This is a genomic window from Sphaerisporangium rufum (assembly GCF_016863395.1).
GTDB lineage: Bacteria > Actinomycetota > Actinomycetes > Streptosporangiales > Streptosporangiaceae > Sphaerisporangium > Sphaerisporangium rufum.
Window position 1 is genome coordinate 29,142 of record NZ_BOOU01000098.1, and the last position, 14,538, is coordinate 43,679.

Sequence of the window (14,538 nt, forward strand, 5' to 3'; positions counted from 1 at the left end):
TCCCGGGCCGGGCGGAGGTGGCCATGAGCGCGCCCGTGGTCGTCGGAGCCGACGGATCACCCGCCGCGCTCGCGGCGGTGCGCTGGGCGGCGGACGACGCGGTCCGGCGGGACACCGGGCTGCGGATCGTCCACGTCACCGAACCCTGGGTCTTCGACCTACCGCTCACCACCCCGCCGGGCTTCCATGACTCGCGTACCCGGCAGGCGCGGGCGGTGCTGGCCGAGGCCGCCGGCGCGGCCCGGGACCGGGTGCCGGGCATCGGCGTGCTGACCGCGGAGGCCATCGGCGACCCGCGCCGGGAACTGCTCGCCGAGGCGGGGAAGGCACAGGTGCTGGTGGTGGGCTCGCGCGGGCTCGGCGGGTTCGCCGGCCTGCTGCTGGGCTCGGTGTCGATCGGCGTCGCGGGGCACGCCGGCTGCCCGGTGGTGGCCGTCCGGGCGGCCGGGAACGAGGAGCCCGGGGAGCCCGGGGAGCCCGGGGAGCGCCGGGAGCGCCGGGAGATCGTCGTCGGCCACGACGGCTCGCCCTACTCCGAGGCCGCGCTGGACTACGCCTTCGAGGAGGCCGCGCTGCGCGGCGCCCTGGTCCGCGCCGTGTACGCCTGGCAGGTGTCGGCGTTCCTGCCCATGCTCGCCAGCTACACCCCCGAGCTGGACCGCGTCTACGACCTCGGGCTGCGGGCCGCCAAGGAGCAGCTGCGGCCGTGGCGGGAGAAGTACCCGGCGGTGGAGGTGCGCGACGCCATGGTGCGTGCCCACCCCGTCGCCGCGCTGGTGGAGGCGTCCGCCGCGGCGGACCTGGTCGTCGTGGGCTCGCGGGGACGGGGCGCCGTCGGCGCGGCGGTGCTCGGCTCGGTGGGCCACGGAGTGCTGCACCACGCGCGCTGCCCGGTGGCGGTGGTCCGGTCCCGCTACCCGGCGCCCGTGCCGGACCGGGACGAGGAACCGGAAGGAGGCCGACCGGCATGAAGCAGAGCATCCGTCTGGGGCGGATCGCCGGGATCTCGGTGGGGGCGCACTGGTCGACCCTGGTGATCGCCCTGCTGGTGGCGGCGGTACTGGCCGGCTCGGTGCTGCCCAAGGACGTGCCGGGCCGCGGGCCGGTCGCCTATTGGGCGGCCGGCGCGGTCACCGCCGTGGTGTTCCTCGCCGCGCTGCTGGCGCACGAGCTGGCCCACGCGATCGTCGCGCGGCGGCGCGGGGTGCCGGTCACCTCCATCACCCTGTGGCTGCTCGGCGGGATGACCGAGTTCTCCGAGGAGGCCAGGACGCCGGGGGACGAGTTCCGGGTGGCGGTCGCCGGGCCGCTGACCAGCCTGCTGCTGGCGGCGGTGTTCGGCGGGGCCGCTCTGCTGTCGGCCGGGCCGGACCTGCTGGTCGCGGCGGTGCGCTGGCTCGCGCTCATGAACGCCGTGCTTGCGGTGTTCAACATGCTCCCCGGTGCCCCGCTGGACGGTGGCCGGGTGCTGCACGCGGTCCTGTGGCGGGGTTACCGCGACCGTTCCCGCGCCGACCGGGCGGCGGCCCGCGCCGGTCAGACGCTCGGCATGTCGCTGATCGCGCTGGGGGCGATGGAGCTCATCCTGCTCGGCTGGGCGGGCGGGCTGTGGCTGATGCTGATCGGCTGGTTCCTCAGCAGCGCGGCCCGCGGCGAAGGCGTGGTGCGGGCGGCCCGGGACGGGCTGCGCGGCTGGTCGGTCCGCGATCTGATGACCCCGCACCCGGACGTGGCACCCGCCTGGCAGGACGCCGGCGAGTTCGTCGCCGGGGTCGCGCTGCGCTCGCGGCAGCCGGTGTTCCCGGTGGTGGACTTCGCCGGCGAGCCCACCGGCGTGGTGTCGCTGGAGGCGCTGGCGGACACGGCGCCGGAACGCCGCCGGGGCGTCCGGATCTCGGCGCTGGCCCGGCCGCTGGACCGCCGGCACCGGCTCGCCCCGGACGACGACGCGGTGCGCGTGCTGGAGGTGCCCGCGTTCTCCGGCGATCTGGTGGCCGTGGTGGTGGACGCCGGCCGGGTGGTCGGCATGGTCACCACCGCCGACCTTTCCCGGGCCCTGCGGCAGGCCGTGCTGCGCGCCACCCTGCCCGGCGGCGCCGCGGCGCCGCCGTCCGGCCGGCGGCCCTCGGCCGATGGCGGGCCGGCGGACGGCACCGTGGACGGCACCGTGGCCGGCGGTGTGGACGGCACTGTGGACGGCACTGGAGGCCGCACGGTGAACGGGCCGGTGGACGGGGCGGCGTCGCCGGGCGGACCGTCCGGCGATCCGGCGCCCGACCGGCCGTCCCGGCCGCTCGCCGGCCCGGGCGGCTGAGCGGCGCGGATCAGCCCTCGTCGCGGCAGCGCAGCAGCAGCATGGCGGCGTCGTCGTGCAGCGGCGCGTCGACGTGGGCCACCAGGTCGCGGCGCAATTTCTCCAGTGCCTCCTCCGGATCGTCCTCCTTGAGGAGGAAGGCACGCTCGGCGAGCGGGTAGAAGCGGCCGGCGCGGTCCCGGGCCTCGATCACGCCGTCGGTGTAGAGCAGGATCTGGTCGCCGGGCTCGAACGGCACCTGGTGCGGGTCCGGTCCCTCGACCTGCAGCACGGCCAGGCCGAGCGGCGGTGCGCTCTCCACCGGCTCGGCCATCACGATCGTGCCGTTGCCGCGCAGGATCAGCGGCGCCGGGTGGCCGTAGTTGAGCAGCGTCAGCTTCCCGCCCGCGTCCGCCTCCACCAGGATGGCGGTGACGAACTCCTCGCCGGACAGCCGCCGGTTCAGCGCCTTCTCCAGCCGCCCGCTGACCGCGCGCAAATCGGGCTCGTCGTGCGCCGCCTCGCGGAACGCGCCGAGGACGAGCGCCGCGGTCTCCACCGCCGCGAGCCCCTTGCCCTGCACGTCGCCGACGATCGCGCGGACGCCGGTCGGCCCGGTGACCACCTCGTACAGATCGCCGCCGATCCGTGCCTCGGCGTTGGCGGAGGTGTAGGACACCGCGGCGCGCAGGTGGCCGGCCCGGCGCGGCACCGGCCGCAGCAGCACCCGCTGGGCCACCTCGGCCACCGACCGGACGCTGGCGAGCTCGCGCTCGCGCCGCTGCCGGCCGACGGTGGCCAGGATGCTCGCCGCGGTCACCCCGGTGATCGAGATCACGCTCATGTTGCTCTGCCGGTCCCCGAGCAGGCCGTTGTACGCGGCGAGCAGCAGCGAGAGCACCAGGGCGACCACGCCGATCAGCACGGTGCGCCGCACCCCGCCGACCAGGCTGGCGAAGGCGGGACCGAGGGCGAGCAGCGGAAGGTAGCCGAGATCCGGACCGGTGAGCAGATCGACCCCCGCGACGACCGCCAGTGACGCGAGGGGCAACGCGGCCATGAGCCGCTGCGTTCGGCGATTCACCCGGTTCATAGGCGCTCCGCTGCCGTGACGGTCGATTCTCGATCCGGATCGGTGGGCACCCGGCGGCCGCCCCGGAATGGTGCCGATCCGGAGCCCTTCCTACCGGCCGCCCGGTTCACCGCGGCCACTGTAACAAGGTGAAGAAACCACGAACAGCGGGAGAATGTGACGTCACGGCCACAGCCGCGGGACCGGCGGCCCGCCGCCGCGGCCGGCCGCACCGGGCCGCCGGGCCGGCGCCGGTCCGGCCGGCACCCGATCGGCCGATCACCAGCGGGAAGGCCGGCCTCGCCCGTGACGGGGCGCGCTAACCACCCCGCGGACACTCCAGCAAGCACCTGACGACCTCACACCTACGAAGCGGGCGCCTTCATCCTTTGAAAGCCGGACCGAGCCTGCCCGAGCGCGATTCGAACCGGGAGGTCTCTGAAGGGCTCATGAATCGAACCTTACTCTGGGTTCAGCCGGCGGGCGCCGAATACCGGCAGCCCTCTGGAGTTCGCAAGGTGGAATTCTGCTGTCGCCTACTGATGCCCGATAACGAACGCTCATGAAAAGCGGCGGCATATCACGATAAAAGGCTTATGTAACTATTAATCAGGATGAATCGGCCGGAGCGCCGGCGGGGCCCGTAGCGCCCGCCGTGGCGGATGCGGTCCGGGCGGGTGCCCTGACCTGCAGCTCGTCCAGCAGCGCGCGGGTCGCCGCGGCGACCTCCGCCACGGCCCGGTCGAACACCTCCGCGTTGCGGGCGGCCGGCGCCCGGAAGCCGGAGATCTTGCGGACGTACTGCAGGGCCGCGGCCCGTACGTCGTCCTCGGTCACGTCACTGGTGAAAGGCTCACGGAGCGTCTTGATGCTGCGGCACATGACTGGACGGTACGTCATCGGGGTGGCCGGCGGGCACCCCGGAAGGCCGGGGCGAGGGCCCCGGTCGGACCGGCGGGTGGCCGCGCCCCGCACGGGGACACGGCCACCTCCTGGTGCCGGTCGAGGTCAGCGGTCGAGCCCGCCGTGGTCGTGGTCGGCCACGGACTTCAGGGCGGACCGGGCCGCGGTGGCCGGCCGCTGGTCCGGGCCGGGCAGGTCACGGCTGAAGCCGTACACCACGGCCGCGGTGGCGATGGCGCCGGTGTTCAGCGCGAGCGCCTTGTCGTTGACGTTGGCGATCGTGTCGCACGCCTGGTGGTAGCACGAGTCGTACGCCTGGCCGGCGGTACCGCCGAACAGGGCCTGCTCGGCGGCCGTCTTGATGCCCTCCGCGCCGGTGAACAGGCCGCCGGACGGGATGCCGACGCCGATGAACGGGCCGTAGTCCGAGCGTCCGGTGAAGTCGGTGCCCACGTGGCCCTGGCGAAGCACGTCGAAGTACTTCTCGAAGAGCTTCTCGATCTCGGCGGACCCCTCCGGCCCGGCGGGCGCGCCGGTGGCGTCGGAGTCGTCGCCGTCGTAGATCATCAGCGAGTAGTTCGGCGAGGCGACCATGTCGAAGTTGAGGTAGAGCTTGGTCCTGGCCTGCTCCTCCGCCGAGAGGGTGGCGACGTAGTGCTCCGAGCCGAGCAGCCCGAGCTCCTCGGCGCTCCACCAGGAGAACCGCAGCTTGTTACGGGTGGGGACCTTGGCGAGGGTCTCGGCCACCTCAAGGATGGCCGCGCTGCCCGAACCGTTGTCGTTGATGCCGGGGCCGGCCAGCACGCTGTCCAGGTGCGCGCCCAGCTGGACGACCTTGTTCGGGTCGCCCCACCGGGAGTCGGCGATGACGTTCTCGGTGGTCCGCATCTCGCTGATGGTGTCGGTCTTCAGGTGCAGCACGGTGCCCGCCGCGGCCAGCTCCTGGCCGATGGCGAAGCTGGTACCGACCACCGGGATGGACACGGTGGGCTCGCCGGCCGTGCCCGCCAGCGTGTCGGTGCGGCCCGGCTGGCCCTCGTTGAAGATCACCACACCGGCCGCGCCGGCCGCCTGGGCGTTCTCGGCCTTCTGCTGGAAACTGCAGGTGCCGCGCTGCATCAGCGCGATGTTGCCGGCGGTGAACCCGGCGAAGTCACTCGCCTCGCACCCCGAGGTGTTGCCGTTGGGCGCCGGCGAGGGCGGCAGCACCAGGTCGACGCCCTGCACGGCGGCGGTGACGTCCCCGGCGCCGGAGTAGGTCATGGTGTCGAACTCGCCGACCGAGCTGCCGTCCGGCGGGGTGGGCGCGTAGACCCGGGGGGCGGGGGCGACCCGCTCCATCACCGCGTTGCTCTTCTCCTCGAAGAACGCGAAGTCGAAGGGCTGGACGGTGACCTTGTAGCCGGCCTTCTTCAGCCGGGCGGCGACGTACTCTCGCGAGGCGGTGTACCCGGGCGTACCCGCGGCGCGGGTGCCACCGTTGGCGTTCGCTATCTCCTGCAGCTTCTGAAGATGCTCCTTGACTCCGCCGGGTGCCACCGTGCGGGCGAGCGCGGCGGGGTCGGGATCGGCGCCGGCCGGCACGGCCTGCGCCAAGGGGAGGACGAGAGCGGCGGTCGCGGTGGCGACGCCGGCGCCCATCCGGAGAGTGAAACGCACTGGTTCCTCCTCTTTGGTACCACTGACAAACGAGTTCCCCCGAGCTGTGCTGACCGCCGAAACTAGCGGCGTTGGACCCGTCTCGGGAAGAGGGCTGATGGTTCGCTATGACTTTTGCTGGAAACCGGTAAAAAGCGAACCATTTTCAACTTCGCCGTAGTACCGCCCGGCCGCGCACGCCGCGTTCCGGCCCGGAGCCACCGGGCGGGGAACGCGGCGTGCGCGCCGGTCAGGAGGAGCCGGTCAGGAGGCGCTGCAGGTCGCGGTGGCGGGCACCTGGGTGTTCCCGCCCGGCCGCGAGGCCTGGAAGCCGAAGTTCGTGCTCGCGTTCGGGCCGAGCGAACCGTTGTAGGACACGTTCTTGGCGGTCACCGTCTGGCCGCTGCTGGTCACCGTGGCGTTCCACGACCCGGTGACGGCGTGCCCGGACGGCAGGGTGAAGGTCACCGTCCAGCCGCTGACGGCGGCGGTGCCGGTGTTGGTGACCTTGACCTCGGCCACGTAGCCGCCGCTCCACTGGCTCTGCGCGGTGACGGTGGCCGAGCAGCCGCCGTTGCCGTTGCCGCCCCCGGTGGTGGTGGTGAAGGTGGCGAGCGCCGAGTTCCCCGACAGGTTGCCGGCGCCGTCGCGGGCGCGGACGAACACCTGGTACTGGGTGGCCGCGGTCAGCCCGGTGAGGGTGGTCGAGTTGGTGGCGGTCTGGGCGAGCAGCGTGTCGGTGGTCCCCTGCCGGCGGTAGACGTCGTAGCCGGCCAGGCCGGAGCCGCCGGTGTCGGTGGACGCCGACCAGCTCAGGGTGGCCCCGGAGGAGGTGATGTTCGCCGCGCTCGGCGTGCCCGGGGTGCTGGGCGGGGTGGTGTCGCCCCCGGTGCCGCCGCCGAAGATGGCGGCCTGCTTGGCGGTGGCCTTGATGCCGTTGGCGCCGTTGAAGATGCGGTCGCCCCAGGAGGTGAGGCTCGCGGTGTTGAAGCCGGTCACCATGTCCAGGTACTCGACGCCGCCGCCATTGCCGCTCCACGACCAGCCGAGGTAGCCGATGCCGCGCGACACGGCGGTGGCCATGATGGTGTCCTCGTCGGGGTTGCCGTCGGAGTGGTTGAAGCCGAACTCGCCGATCACCAGCGGCAGGCCCGCGCTCTGGGAGGCGTCGACGTAGCCGGTGATCTCCGCCGCGGTGTCGTAGACGCCGTACATGTGCACGGAGAACACCGTGTTGCGCTGCGGGTCGGCGGCGAAGACGGTGGCCGCGTTGCTGCGCATGGTGTTGGTCCAGTCCTGGCCCCAGTTGGGCGCGTCCACCATGATCAGGTGCTGCAGGCCGGCGTTGCGGAGCTTGGTGATCGCCCCGGTGGTGGCGGAGGTCCAGCTGCCCGGGTTGGTGTTGCCGATCGGCTCGTTGCCGATGTTGATGACGACGTAGTCCTCCTGGCCGGCCAGCACGCTCTTCAGGCCGACCCAGTAGTTCGCCGCCTGGTCCAGGGTGTAGGCGGCGCCGTCCTCCCCGTAGCCGGTGGTGTCGTGGTCCTCCAGCACGCAGATCATCTTGTTCGCCTTGCACTGGGCGATCACGTTGGCGACGTCACTGGCGCTGTTGGTCCCCCAGCGGCCGCCGCTGAGCACCACGCGCACCGCGTTGGATCCGTAGGACTTGATGCCGGCCATCGCGGAGTTCAGCTTGTCGGCGTACCAGGCGTGCGCGTGGCTGACGCCGCGCATGATGAACGTGCTGCCGTTGCCCTCGACGATCTTCGTGCCGCTCACGTGCAGTCCCACCGCGGCGTTCGCGGGCTGGGCCGCGAACAGCATGGGGACCAGGAGCGCGAGCAGCGACAGCGTCACCGTGCGCACCATGCGGGCTCGTTGTTCCATCGGTTACCTCTCAAACGCCGATTAACCGGTTAAGCATCGGTGCGAGCTCCGCCCTGCCCGCAGCGCGGCCGCGACCGGATCAGGCCCGGTCCCGGCGCCGCGGGAACGGCGGTCAGGGAGCGGGCCCATAGTGGAACCGTTTCCGGAAGATGTACAGCAGGCCGCCCGCCCCCGGCCGGCGGCCGGGCCCGCCCGCTGCCGATGGCCCGCCCTCACCTCGGACGACGCCGGCCCGCCGCCGCCCGCCCGCCGGCGTCCGGCGTCCGGACCTGCTGAAACTTTCAGTCCGCCGGACCGGGCAGGCGCATCTCCAGCACCCGGCCCGGCCAGTCCCCGACGGTGAAGGCCTGGGCCGGGGTGAACCCCTGTTCCTGGTAGTAACGCACCAGCCGGCCGTCGCCGCCGGCCCAGCAGTCCACCCGCAGCAGGGACTTGCCGCCGGCGACGGCCTCCTGCCGGGCCCGGCGCAGCAGCGCGGCGCCGACGCCGCGGCCGGTGTACGCCCCTGAGGTCAGCAGCACCCGCACGTACAGCTCCGGTTCGCCCGCCGGCGGCACGTAAGGCATGGCGTCCCCGACCACCAGGCACCCGGCCGGCCGGCCCGCCACCTCGGCGATGCGCATGCCGCCGGAGGCGGCGAAGCCGGCGACCTGCGCCACCCGGGCCGGCACGGCGGAGAACGGCTCGGTGCCCCACTGGGCGGCGCGACCGGCCGCGACCAGCCGGCGCACCGCCGCGTCGAACATCTCCAGTACGGCCGCGGCGTCGTCCGGGCCACCGTTCCTGATTCGCATCCCGGGATGATACGGGCGGGCCGCTCAGCGTTCCCGGCGCCAGCCCTCGCTGCTGGTCGGGCGCAGGTAGTCCTCGGCCGGCGGCTCCACCGGCCGCTCGTCGTACTGGGTGGACAGCACCAGCGTCCAGCGCAGCCCGCCGTGCTGCCAGAGCCGCTCCAGCAGCCCTTCCAGGTGGTCCAGCGACGCGGCCCGCACCTTGAGCATGGCGCAGTGGTCGCCGCTGAGCTTGTGGATCTCCACGATCTCCGGGTGGTCCGCCGCCTTGGTGGTCCGCAGCAGGCACTTGTCGATGGCGCATCGCATCTCCACGAACGCCATCACCGGGTGGCCGGCCCGGCGGGCGTCGATCCGGGCGTGATACCCGCTGATCACCCCGGTGTCCTCCAGCCGCCGCACCCGCTCGGCCACCGCCGGCGCGGACAGGTTCACCCGGCGGGCGAGTTCCTTGAACGACAATCGGCCGTCCGCCTGCAGCTCCTCGATGATCCGCCAGTCCACCCGGTCCAGCGGCCTTTCCGGGCGCAAGGTCATCACCGCCATATTCCTTTCGCGTGCCTGCCGAAGCGCCGGAAGGTGCTTTCCGGTGGCATTCATCTTCTATGGTCGCCTTTCCTAGCATCGCTGGTCATGGACATCTCAGTGACAGCACGGGAGACGGCCGGGCGGACGCGGGCGATGGTCGCCCTGGTCGCGGGGGTGGCGTGCGTCAACACCGCGATGGTGGCGGGCAGCACCGCCGCCAACCTCGGTGCGGCGGAGGTCGGCGGGCCCGCCTGGAGCGGGGTGCCGAGCGCGGCCGGGGTGGCCGGCACCGCGCTCGGCGCGCTCGGCTCGGGCGCCCTGATGGCCCGGTTCGGCCGGAAGCGGACCCTGCTCGGCATGTACGCGGCGGGGGTGGCCGGCGCGCTCATCGGGTTCGCCGGCGCGGTCACCGGCTCGCTGGCGGTGCTGCTGGCCGGCATGGTGCTGCTCGGCCTCGGCAACGGCGGGGCGCAGCTGTCCCGCTACGTGGCCGCCGAGCTTTACCCGGAGGGCAGGCGGGCCACCGCGCTGTCCGCCGTCCTTTGGGGCGGCACCGTGGGCGCTCTCGGCGGCCCGGCGCTGATCACGCCGGCCGCCGCGGTGGCCGGCTCGCTCGGGGCGCCCGCGCTGTCCGGGCCGGTGGCGGCGGCGGTGCTGATGATGGCCGCCGCGCTGGCCTGCGCCATCACCCTGCCCCGCCGGACCGGGGTCGTGGACGCCGGCCCGGCGCCCGCCGCTGGAGCACCGCGTCCCGGGGCCGGTGAGGTGCGGGCGGTGATGGCGCGCCCGGCGGTGCGCACCGCCCTGGTCGCCATGGTGGCCGCGCAGCTCGCCATGGTCACGGTGATGACGATGACCCCGATCCAGCTGCACCAGCATGGTCACGGGCTCGGCGTGGTGTCGTGGGTGCTGGGCGCGCACCTGTTCGGCATGTTCGCGCTCGCCCCGATCTCCGGCCGGATCGCCGACCGCTGGGGCGCCCGCACGGCCATCGCCGCCGGGGTGGCCGCCCTGGTGGCGGCGACCGCGCTGGCCACCGCGATGCCCGACGCGCACGACACCGGCCTGCCGGTCGCGCTGTTCCTGCTCGGCTACGGCTGGAACCTGGCCTTCGTCGGCGGCAGCGCGCTGCTGAGCCGCGGCCTGCCCGCGGGGACGCGCACCCGCGTCCAGGGCCTGGTCGACGCGCTGGTCTGGGGCGGGTCCGGCGTCGCCGGTCTCGCGGCCGGCCCGCTGTTCGGCGGCGGCGGCCTCCCGCTGGTCGCCGTCGTGTCCGGCGTGCTCGCCCTGGCGCCGCTGCCCCTGCTGCTCGGCCGGTCGCGCGAGCGGGGGTGACCGGCCCGGCCGGTCAGCGCGCCAGCTCGGCCAGCAGGCCGTCCCAGTCGGCCAGGAAGCGGGCCAGCCCGTAGCGGGCGAGCGCGGCGGCGCGCGCGGCCTTGCCGGCCTGCGCGGCCCGCGCCGGGTCGGCGACCAGATCGGCGAGCGCGGCGGTCAGCGTCGCCACCCGGGTGGAGATCACCCCCGCCTCCGGCGGCACCGCCTCCACCGCCTCGGTGGTGGCCAGGGCGACCACCGGCATTCCCAGGTGCATGGCCTCGATCAGCGACAGGCCGAGCGACGTCCAGCGGTAGGGGTGCAGGTAGACCCGGCGGCGGGCCAGCTCGGCGTGCATCTCGCGCTGCGGCAGGTCCTCGAACGTGCCGTACGGCAGCCCGGTGACCTTCATGCCGAAGACGTCCAGCGGCGCCGCGGCGGCGAAGGCGGGCAGCAGGTCGGTGCCGGCGACCCGCGCCCGGCGGACCGGCTCGTTGACCACCACTCCCGCGCGCGGCAGCTCGCCGGTGTAGCGCGGGCCGGGGTCGACGACGCCGTGCTCGATCACCCGGGTGGGGGCGCGGCCGGAGTCCCAGAACAGCTCGTTGAAGTGGGTGACGTGCACGATCGGGATGTCGTCCCGGCCGGCCAGCGGGTGGCGGGTCTTCGGCACCTCGCCCGCCGGGGTGTTGTGCTCGACGTAGACGGCGGGCACGTCGCGGCCGGGCCGGCGGCCGAGCCACGTCTCGGCCAGCTCGACCTCGTGCGGCCGCTGCAGCACGACCACGTCGACGTGCTCGCCGCGCAGCCGGCCGGCCGGCACCTCGCGCGCGGCGTCCGGCCAGTCGAAGGTGCGGGCCCGCCCCCGGCCGTCCGGCCCGCGATCGGCGACCAGCGGCACCAGGTACTCGTGCGGGCCGCGCACGAAGGCGGTGGACCAGGAGCCGTGCACGTGCCAGGACAGGATCCTCATCGCAGCACCAGGTCCACCGCGCCGGCCAGGTCCGCGGCCACCTCGGCGGCGGCCGCCACCTCCGCGGGCCGGGTGACCGGGGTGGGGACCAGGATGCCGCGTGCCCCGGCGGCCCGCGCCGCCTCGACGTCCCGGCCGATGTCCCCGATGACGACGCAATCGCCCGGGCGGACGCCGAGGGCCGCCGCGGCGCGCAGCACCAGCCCGGGCCGGGGCTTGCGGCAGTCGCACCCGTCGGCGTCGTCGTGCGGGCACACCGCCCAGACGCCGAACGGCCCGAGCAGCCGGTCCACCCGGGCGTTCACCTCGGCCAGCTCCCGCATGGTGATCAGTCCTTTCGCGACGCCGGCCTGGTTGGTGACCACGCCGAGCGGCAGCCCGGCCCGGCGCAGCCGGTCGAGCGCGGCCGCGGCGCCGGGCATCGGCCGGACCCGCTCGGGGTCGTTGTTGTAGGGGACGTCGACGATCAGGGTGCCGTCCCGGTCGAAGAGCACGGCGCGGGGGGTGGCGGGTGTCTCCACGGCCGGGCGATACCCGGCCCTTGGACCAAGTAACAACTACTTTGAGTAACGATGTCCTGGGTGGTAGGTCAATAACCTGCACTGATCGGATTTGTCCGGTTTGAGAAGCGCTCCGCTCGGTATCGACTCTCCGCCACCTCCGATTGGAGCACGCCATGAAGTTCCTGGGGATCAACGCGATCTTCCATGATCCCGCCGCCGCGCTGGTGGTGGACGGCGAGGTGGTGGCCGCCGCCGAGGAGGAGCGGTTCAGCCGCCGCAAGCACGGCAAGCGGCCGGTGCCGTTCTCGGCGTGGGAACCGCCCGAACTCGCGGCCCGGTGGTGCCTGGCCGAGGCGGGGATCTCGCCCGGCGAGCTGGACGCCGTCGCCTACTCCTACGACCCCGCCCTGGTCATCGAGGGCGGCGCCGGCCAGGACCCGGCCTGGGAGGGACTGCGCACCAGGTTCGCCGAGCGGGCGCCGTGGTTCCTGTCCTCCGCCCTGCCCGGGCTGGACCCCGGCCAGGTCCGGTTCGTACCGCACCACGTCGCGCACGCCGCCTCCGCCGGGCTGGCCGCGCCGTTCGACTCGTGCGCGGTGCTGGTCTGCGACGGCCGCGGCGAGGCGGTGTCCCACCTGGCCGGGGTGTACCGGGGCGGCGAGGTCGAGGTGCTGGCCGCCCAGCCGTTGCCGCACTCGCTCGGGCTGCTGTACGAGGAGGTGACCGAGCACCTGGGCTTCCTGCGCTCCAGCGACGAGTACAAGGTGATGGCGCTGGCCTCCTACGGCAGCCCGCGCTTCGCGCCGCTGATCCGCGAGGCGGTGCACGCGACCGGCGACGGGGGGTTCGTCACCGAGCCGGTGGAGTGGGGGGCGCTCGCCAAGCCGGTCGGACCGGGCGAGACGCCGCAGGCCGAGCACGCCGACCTGGCCGCCAGCGTGCAGGACGTCCTGCAGGAGGTGCTGCTCGACCTGGCCGGCTGGCTGCACGCCCGCACCGGCGAGCGCTTCCTGGCCATGGCCGGCGGCGTCGCGCTCAACTGCGTGGCCAACACGGTCCTGGCCGAGCGGGGCCCGTTCGAACAGGTGTGGGTCCAGCCGGCCGCCGGGGACGCCGGCACCGCGCTCGGCGGCGCACTGCACCTGGCCGCCGCGCACGGCGAGGCCGCGGCGCCGATGCCGGGCGCCGACCTGGGCCGGGGCTGGAGCGACGAGGAGATCGTCGCCTGGCTGGACACGGTCCGGGTGCCCTACACCCGGCCCGCCGACCTGCCCGGCGAGGTGGCCGCGGAGCTGGCCGCCGACCGGGTGATCGCCTGGTTCCAGGGCCGGTCGGAGTTCGGGCCGCGCGCCCTCGGCCGGCGGTCGCTGCTCGCGCACCCCGGCTTCGCCCGCAACACCGAGCGGCTGAACGACGTCAAGGGACGCGAGCAGTTCCGGCCCATCGCGCCGATGGTGCTCGCCTCCCGGGCCGGTGAGATCTTCTCCCGCGGCCCGCTGCCCAGCCCGTACATGCTGTTCGTGCACGACGTGGCGCCGCCGTGGCGCGAGCGCATCCCCGCGGTGGTGCACGTGGACGGCACCGCGCGGGTGCAGACGGTCGACGAGGGACGCGAGCCGGCGCTGGTCGCGATGCTGCGGGCCTTCGAGGCGCGCACCGGGCTGCCGGTGGTGGTGAACACCAGCCTGAACACCGCCGGCCGCCCGATGGTGGACGATCCGCGCGACGCGCTGGAGTGCTTCGGCTCGGCGCCGATCGACGTGCTGGCGATCGGCCCCTGCCTGATCCGCCGCGGGGACCTGTTCCGGTGACCGACCTCGAGATCACCGTGGTGGTGCCCACGGTCGGCCGGCCGTCGCTGGCGGCCACGCTGGCCGCCCTCGACCCCGATCCCGGCGTCGAGGTCATCGTGGTGGACGACCGGCCGGCGGGCGCGGGCGACCCGCTGCCGGTGCCCGGGCACGTCCGGGTGCTGCCCGGCGGCGGCCGCGGCCCGGCCGCCGCGCGCAACGCCGGCTGGCGGGCCGCCGCCACCGGCTGGGTCGCCTTCCTGGACGACGACGTGGTGCCGCCGCCCACCTGGCTCCGCGACCTGCGCGCCGACCTGGCCGGCCTGCCCGGCGACGTGGCCGCCTCGCAGGGGCGGATCGACGTCCCGCTGCCCGGCGGGCGAAGGCCCACCGACGCCGAGCGCAACACCGCCGGGCTGGCCGGCGCCCGCTGGATCACCGCGGACATCGCCTACCGGCGCGCCGCGCTGGCGGCGGCCGGCGGGTTCGACGAGCGCTTCCCCCGCGCCTACCGGGAGGACGCCGACCTGGCGTTGCGGGTGCGCGCGGCCGGCCACCGCCTGGTGCGCGGCGAGCGGGTCACCCGGCACCCGGTCCGCGACGACGGGTGGTGGGCCAGCGTCCGCGCCCAGCGCGGCAACGCCGACGACGCGCTGATGCGACGGGTGCACGGGCCGGGCTGGCGGGCCGCCGCCGGCACCGGGCCCGGGCGGCTGCGCCGGCACGCCGCCACCACCGGCCTGGGGCTGCTGGCCGCCGCGCTGGCGCTCGCCGCGCGGCTTGCCCCCGGCCCGCGCGCCCCCGGTTCGCGCGCCCTCGGCCCGCGCGTCCCCGGTTCGCGCG

General features: G+C 74.6%; 13 protein-coding genes. 5 read left to right on the top strand and 8 right to left on the bottom strand.

The window, feature by feature from the left end; translation table 11 throughout:
* Window positions 1-23 precede the first annotated feature (23 nt).
* Together Sru01_RS32240 and Sru01_RS32245 are read left to right on the top strand one after the other, a co-directional pair.
* Window positions 24-971: a universal stress protein gene (locus tag Sru01_RS32240; protein WP_203993784.1), complete on the top strand. Its 948-nt coding sequence runs from the start codon at window positions 24-26 to the stop codon at window positions 969-971.
* A complete protein-coding gene (locus Sru01_RS32245) occupies window positions 968-2,314 on the top strand; it encodes a site-2 protease family protein (RefSeq protein ID WP_203993786.1) in 1,347 nt (448 codons plus the stop codon). Before Sru01_RS32240 ends, Sru01_RS32245 begins: the two co-directional genes overlap by 4 nt.
* Before the next feature lie 10 nt (window positions 2,315-2,324).
* Here the strand turns inward: Sru01_RS32245 and Sru01_RS32250 are convergent, their stop codons facing one another.
* The 6 genes from Sru01_RS32250 to Sru01_RS32275 all read right to left on the bottom strand — a co-directional run bounded on the left by Sru01_RS32250 (window position 2,325) and on the right by Sru01_RS32275 (window position 9,124).
* The gene (locus tag Sru01_RS32250) at window positions 2,325-3,353 is read right to left on the bottom strand and encodes a PP2C family protein-serine/threonine phosphatase (protein ID WP_239137928.1); all 1,029 of its coding nucleotides are present in this window, start codon (window positions 3,351-3,353) and stop codon (window positions 2,325-2,327) included.
* Between the two features lie 621 nt (window positions 3,354-3,974).
* Window positions 3,975-4,247, bottom strand: coding sequence for a DUF2277 domain-containing protein (locus tag Sru01_RS32255; RefSeq protein WP_203993792.1), 273 nt, complete (start codon window positions 4,245-4,247; stop codon window positions 3,975-3,977).
* A 126-nt stretch (window positions 4,248-4,373) separates the two neighbouring features.
* The gene (locus tag Sru01_RS32260; protein WP_239137929.1) at window positions 4,374-5,927 is read right to left on the bottom strand and encodes a M28 family metallopeptidase; all 1,554 of its coding nucleotides are present in this window, start codon (window positions 5,925-5,927) and stop codon (window positions 4,374-4,376) included.
* Between the two features lie 243 nt (window positions 5,928-6,170).
* On the bottom strand, window positions 6,171-7,796 hold the full coding sequence (locus Sru01_RS32265) for a cellulase family glycosylhydrolase (protein WP_239137930.1): 1,626 nt from the start codon (window positions 7,794-7,796) through the stop codon (window positions 6,171-6,173).
* Between the two features lie 281 nt (window positions 7,797-8,077).
* Window positions 8,078-8,590, bottom strand: a complete 513-nt coding sequence (locus Sru01_RS32270) for a GNAT family N-acetyltransferase (RefSeq protein WP_203993794.1) — start codon at window positions 8,588-8,590, stop codon at window positions 8,078-8,080.
* 24 nt (window positions 8,591-8,614) lie between these two features.
* On the bottom strand, window positions 8,615-9,124 hold the full coding sequence (locus Sru01_RS32275; RefSeq protein WP_203993796.1) for an Lrp/AsnC family transcriptional regulator: 510 nt from the start codon (window positions 9,122-9,124) through the stop codon (window positions 8,615-8,617).
* Window positions 9,125-9,220: 96 nt separating this feature from the next.
* Here Sru01_RS32275 and Sru01_RS32280 point away from each other — a divergent pair, with 96 nt between their 5' ends.
* Window positions 9,221-10,450 (top strand): MFS transporter, encoded by a 1,230-nt coding sequence (locus tag Sru01_RS32280; protein ID WP_203993798.1) that lies wholly within the window; start codon window positions 9,221-9,223, stop codon window positions 10,448-10,450.
* Between the two features lie 13 nt (window positions 10,451-10,463).
* Here Sru01_RS32280 and Sru01_RS32285 read toward each other — a convergent pair whose 3' ends face one another.
* Window positions 10,464-11,402 (bottom strand): glycosyltransferase, encoded by a 939-nt coding sequence (locus Sru01_RS32285; protein ID WP_203993800.1) that lies wholly within the window; start codon window positions 11,400-11,402, stop codon window positions 10,464-10,466.
* On the bottom strand, window positions 11,399-11,923 hold the full coding sequence (locus tag Sru01_RS32290) for a D-glycero-alpha-D-manno-heptose-1,7-bisphosphate 7-phosphatase (protein ID WP_239137931.1): 525 nt from the start codon (window positions 11,921-11,923) through the stop codon (window positions 11,399-11,401). The genes Sru01_RS32285 and Sru01_RS32290 overlap by 4 nt, the downstream gene beginning before the upstream one ends.
* A gap of 155 nt (window positions 11,924-12,078) precedes the next feature.
* Here Sru01_RS32290 and Sru01_RS32295 point away from each other — a divergent pair, with 155 nt between their 5' ends.
* Together Sru01_RS32295 and Sru01_RS32300 are read left to right on the top strand one after the other, a co-directional pair.
* Window positions 12,079-13,716: a carbamoyltransferase family protein gene (locus tag Sru01_RS32295; RefSeq protein WP_203993802.1), complete on the top strand. Its 1,638-nt coding sequence runs from the start codon at window positions 12,079-12,081 to the stop codon at window positions 13,714-13,716.
* On the top strand, window positions 13,713-14,538 hold an 826-nt coding region (locus tag Sru01_RS32300; protein ID WP_203993804.1), incomplete at its 3' end, for a glycosyltransferase family 2 protein. The genes Sru01_RS32295 and Sru01_RS32300, both read left to right, overlap by 4 nt.